At 72.4% G+C, this 17,954-nt stretch carries 17 protein-coding genes; 7 read left to right on the forward strand and 10 right to left on the reverse strand.

The annotated features are described in order from the left end of the window. Positions 1-54: 54 nt before the first annotated feature. Together HHX30_RS25650 and HHX30_RS25655 are read right to left on the reverse strand one after the other, a co-directional pair. A complete protein-coding gene (locus tag HHX30_RS25650) occupies positions 55-423 on the reverse strand; it encodes a cupin domain-containing protein (protein ID WP_311922862.1) in 369 nt (122 codons plus the stop codon). Positions 424-620: 197 nt separating this feature from the next. Beyond that, entirely contained in the window at positions 621-1,673 is a 1,053-nt protein-coding gene (locus HHX30_RS25655; protein ID WP_169984522.1) for a hypothetical protein, read from the reverse strand. A gap of 112 nt (positions 1,674-1,785) precedes the next feature. Between HHX30_RS25655 and HHX30_RS42825 the strand changes: the two genes are divergently transcribed. Together HHX30_RS42825 and HHX30_RS25660 are read left to right on the forward strand one after the other, a co-directional pair. Beyond that, positions 1,786-1,920: a hypothetical protein gene (locus HHX30_RS42825; RefSeq protein ID WP_283246865.1), complete on the forward strand. Its 135-nt coding sequence runs from the start codon at positions 1,786-1,788 to the stop codon at positions 1,918-1,920. Between the two features lie 7 nt (positions 1,921-1,927). After that, on the forward strand, positions 1,928-3,049 hold the full coding sequence (locus tag HHX30_RS25660; RefSeq protein ID WP_169984523.1) for an FAD-dependent monooxygenase: 1,122 nt from the start codon (positions 1,928-1,930) through the stop codon (positions 3,047-3,049). Here HHX30_RS25660 and narI read toward each other — a convergent pair whose 3' ends face one another. The 5 genes from narI to HHX30_RS25685 are packed head-to-tail and all read right to left on the reverse strand — an operon-like array spanning position 3,050 to position 10,920. Beyond that, positions 3,050-3,802, reverse strand: a complete 753-nt coding sequence (gene narI, locus HHX30_RS25665) for a respiratory nitrate reductase subunit gamma (protein WP_169984524.1) — start codon at positions 3,800-3,802, stop codon at positions 3,050-3,052. After that, a complete protein-coding gene (gene narJ / locus HHX30_RS25670) occupies positions 3,799-4,404 on the reverse strand; it encodes a nitrate reductase molybdenum cofactor assembly chaperone (protein ID WP_169984525.1) in 606 nt (201 codons plus the stop codon). Before narJ ends, narI begins: the two co-directional genes overlap by 4 nt. Further along, positions 4,401-6,056 (reverse strand): nitrate reductase subunit beta, encoded by a 1,656-nt coding sequence (gene narH, locus HHX30_RS25675; protein ID WP_169984526.1) that lies wholly within the window; start codon positions 6,054-6,056, stop codon positions 4,401-4,403. Before narH ends, narJ begins: the two co-directional genes overlap by 4 nt. Continuing rightward, positions 6,056-9,700 carry a nitrate reductase subunit alpha gene (locus HHX30_RS25680; protein ID WP_169984527.1) on the reverse strand — a complete coding sequence of 1,215 codons (3,645 nt, stop codon included), beginning with the start codon at positions 9,698-9,700 and terminating at the stop codon, positions 6,056-6,058. Before HHX30_RS25680 ends, narH begins: the two co-directional genes overlap by 1 nt. After that, entirely contained in the window at positions 9,700-10,920 is a 1,221-nt protein-coding gene (locus HHX30_RS25685; RefSeq protein ID WP_169984528.1) for a nitrate/nitrite transporter, read from the reverse strand. The genes HHX30_RS25680 and HHX30_RS25685 overlap by 1 nt, the downstream gene beginning before the upstream one ends. 217 nt (positions 10,921-11,137) lie before the next feature. Here HHX30_RS25685 and pflB point away from each other — a divergent pair, with 217 nt between their 5' ends. From pflB to HHX30_RS25700, 3 genes are all read left to right on the forward strand, one after another. Continuing rightward, positions 11,138-13,411 carry a formate C-acetyltransferase gene (pflB, locus tag HHX30_RS25690; protein WP_169984529.1) on the forward strand — a complete coding sequence of 758 codons (2,274 nt, stop codon included), beginning with the start codon at positions 11,138-11,140 and terminating at the stop codon, positions 13,409-13,411. Further along, entirely contained in the window at positions 13,411-14,292 is an 882-nt protein-coding gene (gene pflA, locus HHX30_RS25695; RefSeq protein WP_169984530.1) for a pyruvate formate-lyase-activating protein, read from the forward strand. The genes pflB and pflA overlap by 1 nt, the downstream gene beginning before the upstream one ends. A gap of 117 nt (positions 14,293-14,409) precedes the next feature. Next, entirely contained in the window at positions 14,410-14,727 is a 318-nt protein-coding gene (locus tag HHX30_RS25700) for a hypothetical protein (RefSeq protein ID WP_169984531.1), read from the forward strand. 48 nt (positions 14,728-14,775) lie between these two features. On the opposite strand, the gene HHX30_RS43390 is transcribed toward HHX30_RS25700, so the two are convergent. The 3 genes from HHX30_RS43390 to HHX30_RS25715 all read right to left on the reverse strand — a co-directional run bounded on the left by HHX30_RS43390 (position 14,776) and on the right by HHX30_RS25715 (position 16,685). Beyond that, on the reverse strand, positions 14,776-15,546 hold the full coding sequence (locus HHX30_RS43390; RefSeq protein WP_169984532.1) for a CPBP family intramembrane glutamic endopeptidase: 771 nt from the start codon (positions 15,544-15,546) through the stop codon (positions 14,776-14,778). Positions 15,547-15,652: 106 nt separating this feature from the next. Continuing rightward, positions 15,653-16,159, reverse strand: a complete 507-nt coding sequence (locus HHX30_RS25710) for a flavodoxin domain-containing protein (protein WP_169984533.1) — start codon at positions 16,157-16,159, stop codon at positions 15,653-15,655. A 187-nt stretch (positions 16,160-16,346) separates the two neighbouring features. After that, complete coding sequence (locus HHX30_RS25715) at positions 16,347-16,685, reverse strand: helix-turn-helix domain-containing protein (RefSeq protein ID WP_169984534.1); 339 nt, start codon at positions 16,683-16,685, stop codon at positions 16,347-16,349. A gap of 66 nt (positions 16,686-16,751) precedes the next feature. On the opposite strand from HHX30_RS25715, the gene HHX30_RS25720 reads away from it, so the two are divergent. Together HHX30_RS25720 and HHX30_RS42830 are read left to right on the forward strand one after the other, a co-directional pair. Further along, on the forward strand, positions 16,752-17,573 hold the full coding sequence (locus HHX30_RS25720; RefSeq protein ID WP_169984535.1) for an SDR family oxidoreductase: 822 nt from the start codon (positions 16,752-16,754) through the stop codon (positions 17,571-17,573). Between the two features lie 69 nt (positions 17,574-17,642). Beyond that, entirely contained in the window at positions 17,643-17,771 is a 129-nt protein-coding gene (locus HHX30_RS42830) for a hypothetical protein (RefSeq protein ID WP_283246866.1), read from the forward strand. The last annotated feature ends 183 nt before the right edge of the window (positions 17,772-17,954 follow it).

The following is a 17,954-nucleotide window of genomic DNA, read 5'->3' on the forward strand; positions in this document are numbered from 1 at the left end:
TCTCGGCTGCCGGAGGCCGCCCGGGGACGGCCGGCGGGTGCGGGCGGCCGACGGTCAGGGCCGCACGGCGTACACCTTGCGGAGCGTCTCGTGCACCGTCCACACGGTGCGCGCGCCGCCGGGCATCAGGACGACGTCCCCCGGGCCGACGTCGAGCACCGGGCCGCCCTCGACCGCGATCGTCGCCCTGCCGCCGAGCACGACGAAGACCTCGTCCGCCTCGGTGTCGGTGCTCACGCCCGGCCCGTGCTGCCAGACGCCCACCGCCAGGTCCGCGCCCGACGCCAGCTCCAGGTGGCGGACCTGTGGGTTCCCGGACACGACCTGGGCGGGGTCGAGCGGGTCCGGATCGAGGTCGGCGTCGGCCAGGGCCGCCGCGCGCACCACGCGCGGGGTGACGGTGAACGATTTGTCGGTTTCCACCTGCGGAAGTGTAGGACCCGGCCCAGGTCACGCGTCGCGGCCACTGCTGTCCCCCCGCTGCCCGTCCGCTGACACCCGGCTGTCCGCCCTTCCGAAGACGCGGACAGTCCGTGGGCAGCCGGAATGACCCGCCTCGTCGGCTCCCCGGCGCGGGTCCCCGCCGGGATACCCCGACATGCCGGAGTGGCCACCGGCCATCACAGGAAGGGGTCGCTGTATCGGCCCTTCCGCACGCGGTCGTAGATCGCGCGCAGCCACGGCTCACGAACCTCCGGAAGCCGCGCCAGCACGCCGAGGAACACGCCCCAGTCAGGCCGGAACGGGCGGTACGGCACCAGCGGCGCAGGGGCCTCGCGGCAGGCATCTCCGGCCCGTCCGCCCGCGACCGCGATGAGCCGCCGATCGTCGTGGAAGGCCAGGTACGTCCACACCTCGGCGGTCAGCGGCACCACCGCACCCGCACCGTACGGCCATGCCTCGCCGCTTTGCGGATGCCGCGGGACCAGGGCGATGTCCGAGGTCGCGGCGGGCAGTCCCGGTCCCGCCAGGGACAGGCTCTTGACCGGCGGCCCCGGCGGGAGCAGGACGTCGAGCGCAGGGCGGAACACGCCGGCGACGGGACCGGCGGGTACGGCCACCCGCGCACCGCCGGACACCGCCAGGAGACGGGCCAGCGCCGCCGCCACCGCGGCCTCCCATACCGGACTCCACGCTCCGATCGGCTCGGTCGGCGGGATCTCCGTCAGCTCGTCGCGCAGTTCCTCCCACGCGACCATGCGACGCGGAGATCCGCCGGCGTCGGCCAGGCGAACGGCACGCGGATCCAGCCACACCACATGCCAGTACGAGCAGTCGTCGATGCGGGTCGCCGCTTCCCGGCCGCATCGCTCACACGCCAGGTTCGGCCCGTTCCTGCCGTCCAGGCCGCAGCAGAGGCCGTCGCACCGCTCAAGGATCGGAACGGTCCCGCGTACGTCGCCCGGCGAGAGCGCGATCGCTCCGGGCGGCCCGTACGACAGGGCGTGCACCGGCGCGTACACGCCGCGGGCCTCGGCCTCCCGCGCGCCGACCTCGTCGTAGGGCCGCCAGGGCTGTCCGGAGGGCTCCGGGTCCACGGCGTACGTCCCCGGTTCCATAAGCGCGGGAAGCAGGTAATGACCGTACTGCTGGTGGGCGTGTACGGGAAGCGCGACTTCCGCCACGGGCGCGGTCAGCACCGCGCCGCAACCCGCACACGCGAACACCGGCACATGCCCTCCCGCCAAGCCATTTGCGGATCACCCCTCCCGGGAACCCGCGCGTCACGCTCAGGCTTGACGGAAAGGCCGTGCAGGATGAGATCACAAGGATATGATCTTCATCGTGGCACGGCTGGTGTCGTACGTCTCGCAGACCGTCGAACCGCTGCCCGGCGACCTGGCGCCGACCGGCGGCCCCGCCCCGCACCCGGTGATGGGCGCGGCCAGCTCCCCCGTCAACCCCCTCGCCATGAAGTGAGACCACCATGCCGGCAGTAGGCAACGTTCTCATCGTCGGCGGCGGCACCGCCGGATCGGCCCTGGCGATCCCGCTCGCCCGCGCCGGGGTCGCCGTGGACGTCGTGGAGATCCGGCCCGCGGTCACCGCGCTCGGCTCGGGCATCACCCTGCAGGGCAACGCGCTGCGGGTGCTGCGCGACCTCGGCGTCTGGGACCGCGTCGCCGCCGCCGGATTCCCGTTCGACTCGCTCGGGCTGCGCGCCCCGGACGGCACGCTGCTCGCGGAGATCCCCGGCGCCCGCACCGGGGGCCCCGATCTGCCCGCCGCGCTCGGCGTGAACCGCCCCCAGCTGACGGCCGTCCTCGCCGACGCCGTACGCGCGGCCGGGGCGCGGACCAGGTTCGGCGTGACCGTGGAGACGCTGACCGACACCGGCGACCGGGTCGACGTGCGGCTGTCCGACGGCACCACCGGCACGTACGACCTGGTCGTGGGCGCCGACGGCATCCGCTCGGCGGTGCGCGGGCTGATCGGGATCGACGACGCCCCGCGGCCGACCGGCTTGGGCATCTGGCGCGTCCACACCCGCCGTCCGGCCGGGATCGAGCGTACCGACCTCATCTACGGCGGCCCCTGCTTCACCGCCGGGTACTGCCCGACCGGCCCGGACACCATGTACGCCTATCTCGTCGAGAAGGCCCGCCCACGTGAGGCGGTCGGCGACAGGGTGGCGCACATGCGGGCCCTCGCCGAAGGATACGGCGGGCCGTGGGACGAGATCCGGGAGGACATCACCGACCCCGAGCGCATCAACTACACGTGGTTCGAGTCGCTGCTGGTGGACCGTCCGTGGAACCGCGGCCGCGTCGTCCTGATCGGCGACGCCGCGCACGCCTGCCCGCCCACCATCGCCCAGGGGGCGGCCCAGTGCCTGGAGGACGCCGCCGTCCTGGCCGAGCTGCTGCTCGCCGCCGACAGGCTCGGCCGGCCGGTGTTCGACGCGTTCATGGACCGCCGCCACGAGCGGGCGAAGGCCGTGGTCGAGGCGTCCCTGCGGCTCGCCGAGTGGCAGCTGGATCCCGTGCCGGACGCCGACATGCCCGGTCTCGTGGACCGGATCAGCGCACTGGTGACGGAGCCGCCGTGATCACCGTCGACGCGAGTCGTCAGGGACGGCCGCGGGCTCCCAGCCTCGGCGGGGCGGACGCGAGCCGCGCCGGTCGTCCCGGCTGCGGTAGACGATGTACGGACGGGTGAGGTATCCGACGGGTGCGGTGAGCATGTGCACCAGCCGGGTGAACGGCCAGACGGCGAACAGGACGAGCGCGCTGAGCGCGTGCAGCTTGAACAGGATCGGCGCGGCCGCCATCGACTCGCCCTGCGGCTGGAGATAGAAGACCGACCGGAACCAGGGCGAGATGGTGGTGCGGTAGTCGTAGCCGCCGCCGAGGATGTTGGCGACGACGGTGGCGGCCAGCCCGAGCGCGATGGTCAGGGCGAGCAGCGCGTACATCAGCTTGTCGTTGCGGGTGGTGGCGGTGAAGACCGGGCCGACCGTGCGGCGACGGTAGATCAGGATGGCCAGGCCCGCGACGGTGCAGACTCCGGCGACCGTGCCGAGCGCGACCGCGGCGAGATGGTAGGCGTGCTCGCTCACTCCGGCCGCCTCTGTCCAGGTCTTGGGGATCACCAGGCCGCCGATGTGGCCGAGGAGCACGACCAGGATCCCGAAGTGGAACAGCGGGCTGCCGATCCGCAGCAGCCGTGACTCGTACATCTGTGACGACCGGGTCGTCCAGCCGAACTTGTCGTAGCGGTAGCGCCAGACGTGGCCGAGCACGAAGACCGTCAGCGCGACGTAGGGCGCCACGACCCACAGGGTCACGTCGAGCGCGCTCACCGGACACCTCCCACAGGCCCGTACGGCTCCAGGCCGACCTCCTCGGCCGGCGGGCCCTCCTCCGCCAGGCGCAGGGCGGCCTGGCGCTCCCGCTCGGTGGGCGGGGGGAGCGTCGCCAGCACCGCCGCGACGACGTCGGCGTACGGTGAGCGCTCCTCCCGCAGGGCACCCAGCAGCGTCTCCAGTCCGGGACGGTGTTCGCGCAGCAGCCGTACGGCCTGCTCGGTGGCGCCGCGGCCGGACAGCTCGCACACCACGCCCAGATGGTCGGGCAGCTCCCCGGTGACCTCGAACCCCGCCGCCCGGTAGGCCTGCGTGAAGCGCAGCAGGGCCATCCCGCGCCGCCGGGTGTCGCCGTAGGTGTAGTAGGTCAGATAAGGGCAGCAGCGGCGCTTGAGGTCGAAGGTCGCGACGTAGTGCTCGGCCAGCTCATGCGGCGGTGTCGTGGCCACGTGGCCGAGGAAGGCGGCCAGCCGCCTGGCGGGCTCGCCCGGCGCCAGCCCGGCCACAGCGGCGTTCAGCAGCGGCAGCGCCTCGACGAGCCGCTCGTCCGGATAGGACAGCAGCACCGAGGCCGTCAGGTGAACCGTGCGGTCGCTCACGACTTGTCCTTCCGCTTCGGGAACAGCCCGTCCGGAGTGCCCTTGCCGTCCCAGTTGAGCAGGTTGACCCGGCCGCGCAGCTCGTCCGCCCGGTCCAGGTCGTCGGTGGCCTGCCGCTCCTTAAGGGCGTGGAAGTTCTCCACCGCCACGGGGGCGGGCGTGCCGGACGCCTCGCCGAAGGGGCCGCCCATGCCGGGGCCGCCGTCGTAGTCGAGACTGCATTCGGTGGCGAGCTCCTCCAGCCGGGCGCCCTGCTCGGCGTGCGCCTTGGGGATGACGTACCGCTCGCCGTAGGGGGCGATGGCCAGCAGGCGGTACATCTCCTCGATCTGGTCGCCCTTGAGCCCGACGGCGGCCGGGATCGACTCCTCGCGCTCCCCGGCGAGGTTGATCCCCCGCATGTACGACCGCATCGCGGCCAGGCGGCGCAGCACGGCGCGTACGGGCTCGGGGTCTCCGGCGGTGAACAGCTCGGCCAGGTAGCCGATCGGGATGCGCAGCGCGTCGATGGCGCCGAACAGGTTGCCGGCCCGCTCCCCGTCGTGGCCGGTCTCGCGCAGCACGTCGACCACGGGCGACAGGGGCGGGATGTACCAGACCATCGGCATGGTCCGATACTCGGGATGCAGCGGCAGCGCCACCCCGTAGTCGAAGATCAGCTTGTATATCGGGGAGTTCCTCGCCGCCTCCAGCCAGTCCTCCGGTATGCCGGAGGCCCGGGCCGCGGCGATCACTTCGGGGTCGCGGGGGTCGAGCATGACGCTCTTCTGCGCCTCGTACAGCGCCTTCTCGTCCGGGGTGGACGCCGCCTCCGCGACGCGGTCGGCGTCGTAGAGGATCAGCCCGATGTAGCGCAGCCGGCCGACGCAGGTCTCCGAGCACACGGTCGGGATGCCGACCTCGATCCTCGGGTAGCAGAAGGTGCACTTCTCGGCCTTGCCGGTGCGGTGGTTGAAGTACACCTTCTTGTACGGGCAGCCGGTGACGCACATCCGCCAGCCGCGGCAGCGGTCCTGGTCCACCAGCACGATGCCGTCCTCCGAGCGCTTGTACATCGCGCCGGAGGGGCAGGAGGCGACGCACGACGGGTTGAGGCAGTGCTCGCAGATGCGCGGCAGGTAGAACATGAAGGCCCGCTCGAACTCGAGCTTCACCTGGTCGGACACCTTGCGCAGCACGGGATCGGCCGGAGCCAGTTCAGGTGCGCCCGCGAGGTCGTCGTCCCAGTTGGCGCTCCATTTGATCTTCGTCGGTTGGCCGGTGATGAGCGAGCGGGGCCGGGCGACCGGGGTGTCCTCGGTGACCGGCGCCGAGAACAGGCGGTCGTAGTCGTAGGTCCAGGGCTCGTAGTAGTCGCCGATGGACGGCATCAGCGGGTTGGCGAAGATGGTCAGCAGCTTCTTCAGCCGCCCGCCGGCTTTGAGCTGGAGCCGGCCGCGCCGGTTGAGCTCCCAGCCGCCCTTCCACCTGTCCTGGTCCTCGTACGTGCGGGGGTAGCCCTGGCCGGGCCGAGTCTCCACGTTGTTGAACCAGACGTACTCGGTGCCGGCCCGGTTGGTCCACGCCTGCTTGCAGGTGACCGAACAGGTGTGGCAGCCGATGCACTTGTCCAGGTTCATCACCATCGCCAGCTGAGCCATCACGCGCGTCATCAGTAGTCCACCTCCTGGGCACGGCGGCGGATCACCGTGACCTCGTCGCGCTGGTGGCCCGTCGGCCCGAGATAGTTGAAGGCGAAGCTGAGCTGCGCGTACCCGCCGATCAGGTGGGTGGGCTTGATCAGCAGGCGGGTGAGGCTGTTGTGGATGCCGCCGCGCCTGCCGGAGGTCTCGCTCTTGGGCACGTCCACCACGCGCTCCTGCGCGTGGTACATGTACACGGTCCCGGCGGGCATGCGGTGCGAGACCACGGCCCGCGCGACCACCACGCCGTTCCGGTTGACCGCCTCGACCCAGTCGTTGTCGCGGATGCCGGCCCGCGCCGCGTCGTCCGGGCTCATCCAGATCGTCGGGCCGCCCCGCGACAGCGTCAGCATCAGCAGGTTGTCCTGATACTCGGAGTGGATCGACCATTTGGAGTGCGGGGTGAGGTAGCGCACCACGATGCCGTTCTCGCCGCCCGGCCCCGCGGCGAGGGCGGCCGTGTTGAGCGGCGGCCGGTAGACGGGCAGCGCCTCGCCGGCCTCCTGCATCCAGTCGTGGTCGAGGTAGAAGTGCTGGCGGCCGGTGAGGGTGTGCCAGGGCTTGTGGTGCTCGACGTTGATGGTGAAGGCGGAGTAGCGCCTGCCTCCGGTCTCGCTGCCCGACCACTCCGGCGAGGTGATCACCGGGGTCGGCCGCGCCTGCGTGTCGGCGAAGGTGATCCGGCGATGCTCGTCGGCCAGGCCGCCGAGGTCGGTACCCGTACGGCGGGCCAGGGTCTCGAACCCCTGGGCCGCCAGCCTGCCGTTGGTGGTGCCGGACAGCGCGAGGATCGTCTCGCACATCGCGACGTCCGTCGCCAGCGAAGGCCGGCCGTCGGCCGCTCCCCCGCGTACGGTCCCGTTGACCCTGCCCAGCCGTTCGACCTCGGCCGCGACGTCGAACGTCACGCCCTTCGTCGTGGCGCCCAGGCGCTCGGCGAGCGGACCGAGGGCGGCCAGCTTGTCGGCGATCGCACCGTAGTCCCGCTCGACCACCACGATCTTCGGGAACGTACGGCCCGGCACCGGCTCCTCGCCGGTCTCCCGCCAGTCGCGCACCCGGCCGTGCGGGCTGGCCAGCTCGTCCGGCGTGTCGTGCAGCAGCGGCACGGCGACGACGTCCCGGCGTACGCCGAGATGCTCGCGGGCCAGCGCGCTGAACGCCCGCGCGATGGCGTGGAAGGCGGCGAAGTCGGTGCGGGTCTGCCAGGGCGGGTCGATGGCCGGGGTGAAGGCGTGCACGAACGGGTGCATGTCGGTGGACGACAGGTCGTGCTTCTCGTACCAGGTGGCCGCCGGGAGCACGATGTCGGAGAACAGCGTCGTCGAGGTCATCCGGAAGTCGAGCGACAGCAGCAGGTCGAGCTTGCCCCGGGGCGCCTCGTCCCGCCAGGTCACGTCGCCGGGCCGCCGGTCCGGGCCGTTCTCCTCGGCCCGCACCGCGTCGGAGGCGCCGAGCAGGTGCCGCAGGAAGAACTCGTTGCCCTTCGCCGAGGAGCCGAGCAGGTTCGCCCGCCACACGGTGAGCACCCGCGGCCAGTTCTCCGGCGCGTCGGGGTCCTCGCAGGCGAAGCCGAGGCGGCCCGCGCGCACCTCCTCCACGACGTACGGGCCCGCCTCCCGGCCGGCGCGCTCGGCCTCGTCGGCGAGGTCGAGGGGGTTGCGGCCGAAGGTGGGATAGGACGGCATCCACCCCATCCGGGCGGACTGAGCGAGCAGGTCGGCGCTGGTCCTTCCCGCGAACGTCCCGCCGCCGAGCGGTGAGGCCACGACGTCGGCGGTGTGCTCGTCGTAGCGCCACTGCCCCGTGTTGAGATACCAGTACGCCGTGCCGATCATCTGGCGGGGCGGGCGGGACCAGTCGAGGCCGGAGGCCAGCTGCGCCCAGCCGGTGACCGGGCGGCACTTCTCCTGCCCGACGTAGTGCGCCCAGCCGCCGCCGTTGACGCCCTGACAGCCGGTCAGCGTGACCAGCGCGAGGAAAGCCCGGTACATCGTGTCGGAGTGGAACCAGTGGTTGGTCCCCGCACCCAGGATGATCATCGATCGGCCGCCGGACTCCTCGGCGTTGCGGGCGAACTCCCGGGCGATCCGCGCCGCCGCGTCCGCCGGCACCGAGGTGATCGCCTCCTGCCAGGCGGGGGTGTACGGCTGCGCCGGGTCGTCGTACCCGGACGGCCACTCCCCCGGCAGCCCGTCGCGGGCCACGCCGTACTGCGCGAGCATCAGGTCGAGGACCGTGGTGACCAGGTGACCGTTCACCCGGCGGGCGGGCACGCCGCGGCGCATCACCGCCTCGCCGGGAGCGTCGAAGCGCGGCAGCGAGACCGGGACGGCCTCGCCGTCCGCGAGCAGGGTGAGCAGCGGGTCGACGTCGCCGAGGTCGAGGTTCCAGCGGCCCTCGCCCTCGGCGGAGAACCGGAAGCCGAGCGAGCCGCCGGGCACGACCGGTTCGCCGTCCCGCGCGTCGAGCAGCACGGTCTTGAACGCGGCCTCTTCCCCCTGCTCGCCCAGGTCGGCCGAGGTGAGGAACTTGTCCGGCACGTACGCGCCGTCGTGCTCGCGCAGCCGCACCAGGAAGGGCAGGTCGGTGTAGCGCCTGACGTAGTCGAGGAAGCGGGGCGTCTCGCGGTCGACGAAGAACTCCCGGAGGATCACGTGGCCCATCGCCATCGCCAGCGCGCCGTCCGTGCCGGGGTGCGGGGCCAGCCATTCGTCGGCGAACTTGGCGGCGTCGTTGTAGTCCGGGGCCATGACGACGACCTTCTGCCCCCGGTAGCGGGCCTCGGCCATGTAGTGCGCGTCGGGGGTGCGGGTGACCGGCACGTTGGAACCCCACAGCATCAGGTAGGAGGCGTCCCACCAGTCCGCCGACTCCGGCACGTCGGTCTGGTCGCCGAAGACCTGGGGCGAGGCCACCGGCAGGTCGGCGTACCAGTCGTAGAACGACAGCATCGTGCCGCCGAGCAGCGAGACGAACCGCGCGCCCACGGCGTGGGAGACCATCGACATGGCCGGAATCGGCGAGAACCCGGCGATCCGGTCGGGGCCGTAGGTCTTGATCGTGTGCACGTGCGCGGCGGCGACGATCTCGGCGGCCTCGTCCCAGGAGACGCGGACGAGCCCGCCCCTGCCCCGGACCTCCTGGTAGCGGCGGCGCTTCACGGGGTCGGTCGTGATCTCGGCCCAGGCCGCCACCGGGTCGCCCAGCCGCGCCTTCGCCTCGCGGTACATCTCCACCAGCACGCCCCGGGCGTACGGGTAGCGCACCCGGGTCGGCGAGTAGGTGTACCAGGAGAAGGCCGCACCGCGCGGGCAGCCCCGCGGCTCGTATTCGGGACGGTCGTCGCCCACGCTGGGGTAGTCGGTCTGCTGCGCCTCCCAGGTGATGATGCCGTCCTTGACGTACACCTTCCAGGAGCACGACCCGGTGCAGTTCACCCCGTGGGTCGAGCGCACCACCTTGTCGTGGCTCCACCGGTCGCGGTAGAACACGTCACCCTGCCGCCCGCCGACCTGGTGGAGCGCGCGCAGGTCCGGCGACACCTCGCCGCGGCGCAGGTGCCGTCCCAGTCCGAGCAGGGCGTCGCTGACCGGCCCGTCGATCCTCGACATCAGATTCCCTCTCCCTGGGTCAGGGGGGCGGTCCCGGAGGGCCGCAGGACGAACCAGCAGTAGACCAGCGCCGCCGCCGCGACGGCCGCCAGCAGCATGAGCCCGATGGCGTACGAAGCGGTGGCCTGGTAGATGAGGCCCATGACGATCGGCGGCAGGAATCCGCCGAGACCGCCGACCGCGCCGACCACGCCGGTCGCGCTGCCGATCGCGTGCGCCGGCACGGCCCGGCCGAGCAGCGCGAAGATCGCACCGTTGCCCAGGCCGAGCGAGGCCGCCATGGCCAGGAAGCCGGCCGTCGCCAGTGGCATCGGCGGGGCGAACGACACGGCGACCGCGCACACCACCGCCACGGCGAGCGCCCCGGAGAGCACGATCTCGCCGCCGAAGCGGTCCGCGAGCCAGCCGCCGACCGGCCGGGCGAGCGTGGCCAGCACGACGAACCCGGCCGCCCGCGCGGCCGCGTCGGCCGTGGACAGCCCGTAGACCGCCTTCAGATACAGCGGCAGGTAGGCGCCGAACGCCACGAACCCGCCGAAGGTCAGCGCGTACATCGCGGCCAGTTCGCGGGTGACGCGCAACCGCCCCGCGGCCAGGAACCTGGCGAGGAACGGCTCGGTCGCGCGACGGGCACCGGGCGCCTCCCGGCCGAACGCCAGGAACGCCAGCCCGACGACCACCAGCGCGACCGCGACCACGAAGAACGGCACCGGCCGGCCGAACCGGTCCGCGAGCCAGGGAGTGGCGAAGCCGGAGATCGCCGTGCCGATGTTGCCCATCCCGAAGACGCCCAGGGCCAGCCCTCGGCGCTCCGGCGGGAACCAGGCGTTGACGAACGGCACGCCGATCGCGAAGGTCGCCCCCGTCAGGCCCAGGACGAGCCCCCCGGCCAGCAACGCCGGATAGCTCTCGGCGAAGGCGAGGAAGACCACCGGGATCACGCCGAGCATGCTCGCCACCGCGAACATCAGCCGCCCGCCGTACCGGTCGGTCAGCGCGCCGAGCACGATCCGCCCCAGCGACCCGACGATGACCGGGATCGCGACCAGGACCGACGCCTCGAACGGAGTGAGCCCGAGCAGGTCCTTGTATGTCGCGCTGAGCGGGCTGAGCAGCGCCCACGCCCAGAAGTTCACCGCGAACCCTGCCGTCGCCAGCACCAGCGCGACCGCCCGGCCGCCCCTGCGTGTCTCCTGGACGGCTGCCGAGCCGACTGTCATTGCCTTCCTCCGGGGGGAGAGGATCTTCCGCCCTACCCTCCCGGTGGGACGGCGGGGACGTCAGGGACCTTGGTCCTTCCGGCGGTACCCAGAAGACCCTGACTTATCCATTGAATCGGACGGGTGACTTTGGTCCCCATGATCGATGACTTCCGCGCGCGAAGGGCGGCCGGCTCAGGGACGACAGTGGAGACGGAACCGACGAAGGGGGTAGACGATGACCGTCACCGAGGTCAGGCGACAGGCGGACGCGCCGGCGCCCGCGCACGTGGCGTGGCGCGGTTTCCGCGGCACGACCTGGCACGGGAGCGTCGACGTGCGCGACTTCATCCAGGCCAACTACACGCCGTACGAGGGCGACGAGTCGTTCCTCGCCGGGCCGACCGAGCGGACCCGCGCGGTCTGGGCGGAGGTGTCGGACCTGTTTCCCGAGGAGCGGCGGCGCGGGATATACGACGTGGACACCACCACCCCCTCCTCGATCACCGCGCACCGGCCCGGCTACATCGACTCCGAGCGCGAACTGATCGTCGGACTGCAGACCGACGCCCCGCTGAAGCGGGCCATCATGCCGGCGGGCGGGCTGCGGATGGTCGAGAGCGGCCTCGCCGCGTACGGCTACACGCTCGACCCCGGGGTCAAGGAGATCTTCACCCGGTATCGCAAGACGCACAACGACGGCGTCTTCGACGCGTACACGCCGGAGATCCGGGCGGCCCGCCGCGCCGGGATCATCACCGGGCTGCCCGACGCGTACGGCCGCGGGCGCATCATCGGCGACTACCGGCGGGTCGCGTTGTACGGCGTGGACCGGCTGATCGAGGCCAAGCGGGCCGAGCTGCGCACGCTGGACGGCGAGTTCTCCACGGACGCGGTCATCCGCGACCGGGAGGAGCTGGCCGAGCAACTGCGCGCCCTCGACGAGCTGAAGCGGATGGCCGCCTCCTACGGCTACGACATCTCCCGGCCCGCGGCCACCGCGCGCGAGGCCATCCAGTGGCTCTACTTCGCCTACCTCGCCGCCGTCAAGGAGCAGAACGGCGCGGCCATGTCCCTCGGCCGCACCTCCACGTTCGTGGACGTCTACCTGGAGCGGGACCTCGCCGAGGGACGGCTCACCGAGCAGGAGGCGCAGGAGCTGGTCGACGACTTCGTCATCAAGCTGCGCATCGTCCGCTTCCTGCGCACCCCCGAGTACGACCAGCTCTTCTCCGGCGACCCGACCTGGGTGACCGAGTCGATCGGCGGCATCGGCGCCGACGGCAGGCCGCTGGTCACCCGCACCAGCTACCGCTACCTGCAGACGCTGCGCAACCTCGGCCCCGCCCCTGAGCCGAACCTGACGGTCTTCTGGTCGCCGCGGCTGCCCGAGCCGTTCAAGCGCTTCTGCGCCCGCCTGTCCATCGAGACCAGCTCGATCCAGTACGAGAGCGACGAGCTGATGCGGCCGCGGTACGGCGACGACACCGCCATCGCCTGCTGCGTCTCGGCCGCCCCCGTCGGAAAGCAGATGCAGTTCTTCGGCGCCCGGGTCAACCTCGCCAAGGCCCTGCTGTACGCGATCAACGGCGGCCGGGACGAGATCAGCGGCGAGCAGGTCGGCCCCGCCTACCCCGCGCTGACCGGCGACGTGCTCGACTACGAGGAGGTCGCGGCGGCGTTCGACCGGATGATGGACTGGCTCGCGAAGACCTACGTGAACGCGCTGAACGTCATCCACTACATGCACGACAAGTACGCCTACGAGCGCATCGAGATGGCGCTGCACGACTACCCCGTCAAGCGCACGCTCGCCTGCGGCATCGCCGGCCTGTCGGTGGCCGCCGACAGCCTGTCGGCCGTCAAGCACGCGACGGTCCGGGTGCTCCGGGACGTGACCGGGCTGGCCGTGGACTACGTGGTCGAGGGCGACTACCCGGCGTACGGCAACAACGACGACCGCGCCGACGCCATCGCCGTCGACCTCGTCAGGTCGTTCATGGACAAGATCCGCCGCAACCCGTCCTACCGCGACGCCGAGCACACCCAGTCGGTGCTCACCATCACCTCCAACGTGGTGTACGGCGAGCACACCGGCAACACGCCCGACGGACGCAGGGCCGGCACGCCCTTCGCTCCCGGCGCCAACCCGATGAACGGCCGCGACCGGCACGGCCTGGTCGCCTCGGCGCTGTCGGTGGCCAAGCTCCCCTACGAGCAGGCGCAGGACGGCATCTCGCTCACCAGCACGGTCACCCCGGACGGGCTGGGCCGCACGGCCGACGACCGGGTCGCCGACCTCGTGGGCGTGCTCGACGGCTACTTCGACGCGGGCGGCTTCCACATGAACGTCAACGTGCTCGACCGGGCCACGCTGATCGACGCGATGGACCACCCCGAGAAGTACCCGCAGCTCACCATCCGCGTCTCCGGGTACGCCGTCAACTTCGTCCGGCTAACCCGGGAACAGCAGCAGGACGTCATCGACCGCACCTTCCACGGGCGGCTGTGATGCGCGACGAACCGCGTAACGGCGCCACCGCCCGGCTCCACCAGGACTCCACTGCCCGGCTCGCCCAGGACACCACCGCCCGGCTCGCCCAGGACTCCACCGCCCGGCTGCGGGAGGACGCCGCCGCCGAGCTCTGCCAGGCGGAGCCGGCGGCCGGCGGCGGCGTCATCGAGTCGTGGGACGTGTCGGTCGGCGTGGACGGTCCCGGCACCCGCTTCGTGGTGTTCACCTGCGGCTGCCCGCTGCGCTGCCTGTACTGCCACAACCCGGAGACCTGGCGCATGCGCGACGGCCGCCGGGTAACGGTGGACGAGGTCATGACCGAGGTGGACCGCTACCGGCGGTTCATCTCGGTCGCCGGCGGCGGGGTGACGGTCAGCGGCGGCGAGCCGCTGCTGCAGCCCCGCTTCACCGGCGAACTGCTGCGCCGCTGCCATGAGAGCGGCCTGCACACCGCGCTGGACACCTCCGGCTACCTCGGCGACCGGGCGAGCGACGCGCTGCTGGCCGACACCGACCTCGTGCTGCTCGACATCAAGTCGTACGACCCGCAGGGCTACCGGCGGCTCACCGGCGGGAGCCTGGAGCCGACCCTGCGCTTCGCCCGCCGCCTGGCCGACCTGGGCCGCCCGGTCTGGGTGCGGTTCGTCCTGGTGCCCGGCCACACCGACGCCGAGGAGAACGTCGAGGGCCTGGCCCGGTTCGTCGCGTCGCTCGGCAACGTCGAGCGGGTCGACGTCCTGCCCTTCCACCGCATGGCCGCCGGCAAGTACGCCCGGCTCGGGCTGGCCTACCCGCTGGCCGACGTCAAGCCGCCGGACCAGGACCTGCTGGAACGCGTGCACGCCCAGTTCGCCGCGCACGGAGTGACCAGTGTGTGACCGGCCGGGCGCTCGACGCGTGCACGGATCGCGGCCGGGACCGGAAGCGACGTCCGGCGCCTGGTCCGGGGACCTTCGGCCCTCCCCGCGCCGGACGGCCGACGGCACGGTTGAGTCATGACGATCCTGAGCACCGACCCCCGTCCGGTCCCCCGCCGGCAGGACGGCGAAGAGAACCGCGAACAGGCCACCGGCCCGGCCGCACGGCGCACCGTGCGGGAGGCCCTGCAGGAGGAGTTCACCGAGACGGTGGACGACGTGCGCCTGGCGGACATCGACGGCATGGTGCACATCTACGTGTGCATCCGCCCCACCGCGTCCGCCTGCCCGGAACTCATCCGCGCCGCGGCCCGCGAGGCGTACCGCCGCGCCGTGCACGGCGAGCCGGTGGTGGCCCATGTCGCGGCGCCCGCTGCCGGCCAGGGACGCCGGTGACGTCCGCACCTCTGCCACACCGCCCGCGTCGGCCCGGCGTGCCGGGTGTCACCGGGGGGACCGCCCGGGCCACGCGGCCACGACGAGCAGGGCGACGCCGGCGGCGACGGTCCCGCTGACGACCGGGTCGTAGTGCGACCCGTGGTCGGGGAAGAGGGACCAGCCGACGTTGGAGGCGGCATGGCAGACGACCGCGGCGAGCACGCTCGCACTGCGCTGGTACAGCCAGACGATGACGACCCGCAGCGCCACGGTGTACAGACACTGCCCCGCGATCCACAGCGGGCCGTGGCCGGCCTGCGCGTACGGGACGAGGTGCCAGACCGCCCACACCACGCCCAGGACGACGCCGGTGGCCGGCACGTTAAGGCGGGCGCGCAGCGCATCGGTGGCGTACGCGGTCCAGCCCGCCTCCTCGCAGACGGCGGCGACGAGGAACACGGCGGACAGCAGTGGGATCTCGACCGGCGCGATCCGCGGCTCGGGCAGTGACCGGCCCAGGAGGACCAGCACGGCGTAGGAGGCGGCCATCACCCCCAGCGGCACCGCGATCGCGAGTGCGTACCAGCCGGGGTCGGGGGCGGCACGCCAGTCCACGACGCGCCGCAGCAGACCGTGCACGGCTCCGCGCGGCTCATGACGCCGCACGAGCGCCATCGCCGCCAGCAGGGGGCAGCACGCCATCAGCGCACTGACGGGCAGCGTCTCCGACAGGCGGCCGATCACGGCACCGGCCAGCCAGAAGGGCACGGACAGGGCGAAGGTCAACGCGATCAGCCGCGCCGGCGACCTGCGGAGCGCCTCCGGCCACCCATTCACGCGCCGCTCCTCGAGTCGTGGCCGATCGCGTCCTGCCGCCGTTCATTGTGCCCGCTTCCGGCCGGCCGCCGGGCGGGGTGGGGGCGGAGTGCGGGCGGGGAGCCGGTCAGACCTCCGTCCGATGCCCGGTCGCCACACGCTCGGCGACCTCTCGCGCCCAGGCGCGCACCCGGTCGGCGTCGCGGTAGTCGCCCCCGGTCCTTTCGGCGATCCTCGCGGTGATGAAGCCCTTGGCGTCGCGGGCGAGCCGCCCTCCGAACGTCCGGTGCCCCACCGCGCCGAGAGCCTCCGACGCCCGGGCCACCTGGGGAACCGGCGGGATCTCGGCCTCGTCCGCGGACCGGTCGAGCGGCCCGCTGCTGAACAGCCACACCGGCCGGCCCGACAGGGCCGCGGCGTGCCGCCGGGCGAAGCGCCGGGCGTCCTTGTGCCAGTGTCCCGCATACAACGCTCCGCCCAGCACCACGGCGTCGTAGGCGGTCACGTCGCGGACCGACCCGGCGTCCGCGACCTCGGTCTCGAGCCCCTGCCCGCGCAGGGTCTCGCCGATCCAGCCCGCGATCTCCGCGGTCGAGCCTCGTCTGGATCCGTAGGCGACCAGCACGCGTGTCATGGCCGGACCTCCTTCTCTCGGGGACTGTCGATCGCAGCCTCCCGCCGGGACGACCGAAGCGGGTAGAGACTCAGGACCCCTCCCCACCGGTCGTTGGGCCCGCTCCGGTCGCGACGTCCGCAGTGAACCCGCCTGGGCCGTCCAGACCTCCACACATCGATCGGCCTGAAAGATCGACGGCTGTCGCTCAGTTCGCGTCCTCCCACTCTTCGCCCCACCGCGCGACGTCGTCGAGGATGTTCCCGAGTGCGAAACCCCGGGGCGTCAGGGCGTACTCCACGCGCGGCGGTTTTTCCGGATGCACCGTGCGCGTGACCAGTCCGCGCTCCTCCAGGGCCTGCAGGCGGTCGGCCAGCGTCTTGGGGCTGATCCCGGGCAGCGCCTGACGAAGCTCGCCGTATCGCTTGGTGCCGTCGAGCAGGTGCCAGATGACCAGCGGCGTCCACCTGCTGCCGACGAACGTCAGCGTCCGCGTGACGACGCATTCTTCGGGCGTGACCGGCCGCGGTGCCTGGCTTGTTTCCATAGCTGTAGTTACTACAGGAAAAGTGCCTACTTCAAAAGATGAAGCAACGGCTCTAGCGTCGGCCGCATGACGAAGATGATCGTCGCCGTGCACGGCGCGACCGGAACCCAGGGCTCTCCCGTCGTACGGAGGCTGCGCGCGCTCGGGCACCAGGTCCGGCCGCTGAACTCCGCCTCCGCCGATCTGGCCGACGCCGCCTCCCTCGCCGCGGCGTACAAGGGCGCCGACGCGGTCGTCGTGCAGCTTCCGCAGGTGTTCGGCGAGATCGCCCTGCGGCACGCGGCGTCGGTGCTCGCCGCTCTCTGCGAGGCCGCCGTGTCGCGGGTGGTGTTCAATCCGGGGATGCCGCTGCCGCCGGACCCGGTGGGTGTCCCGTTCGTCGACGCCCGGGTCCTGTTCGCCCGGGATCTGCCCGCGCGGGTGGAGGCCGCGTCAGTGATCGGTCCCGCGGGGCCGTACCTGGAGAACCTGGTGCAGCCCTGGTCGGCCCGGCGCGTCCGCGAGCACGGTGAGCTGGTCTATCCTCTGCCGGCGGAGACCCCCGTGCCGTGGTCGTCGCTCGACGACCTGGCGGAGGCCGTCGGTGAGGCGTTGGCCGGGGCCGAGCCGCCCGCGCGGCTCGTCGTGACGGGCCCGGAGGAGGTCACCGGTGACCGGCTCGCCGCCGCCGCGGCCTCCGCCGCCGGAAGGCCGGTGCGCTACCTGTGGGTCGAGCCCGCCGAGTACGCCCGGCTCATCACGCCGGTCGTGGGCCGGGAGGCGGCCGAAGGAATCGCCGGGTTCTACGCCCCGGCCGCAGCGGCCGCACCACCGCCGATCCCGGAGGGGTGGCTCCACCGGGGGACGACGACGGTGGAGCGATGGGCCGCGCGCCAGGCGTGGCGGTGAGGCCCAGCCGGTTCGATCTGCGGCCCGCTCAAGGACACGGCCGGGAGCCACACCGACTACGCGTTCGTGGTGCCGAGGGACATCGAGGTCACGATCCGCAGCGAGCACGGCGACGTCACCGTACGCGGCGTGACGGGGAAGGTCGACGCGCGGACGGAGGCCGGCCGCCTGCGGCTGGACCCGCCCTCGCCGGAATGACCGGGGCACCAGTACGCGCCGTACGGCCGGACGTACGACGAAAGTCCCATGATCGCGGGACTTCGGGGCGGACGCGGCGTGCCGTACGGCTCCTGCGGCAGGGCCGGTGATCGCGGTTTGCTTGAGATGTCAAAGACAGAGCAAAGACGCGAAACGTTGAAAGGGGCCGGTCATGGCCACCAT

The organism is Microbispora sp. H10836 (assembly GCF_012999525.1).
GTDB lineage: Bacteria > Actinomycetota > Actinomycetes > Streptosporangiales > Streptosporangiaceae > Microbispora.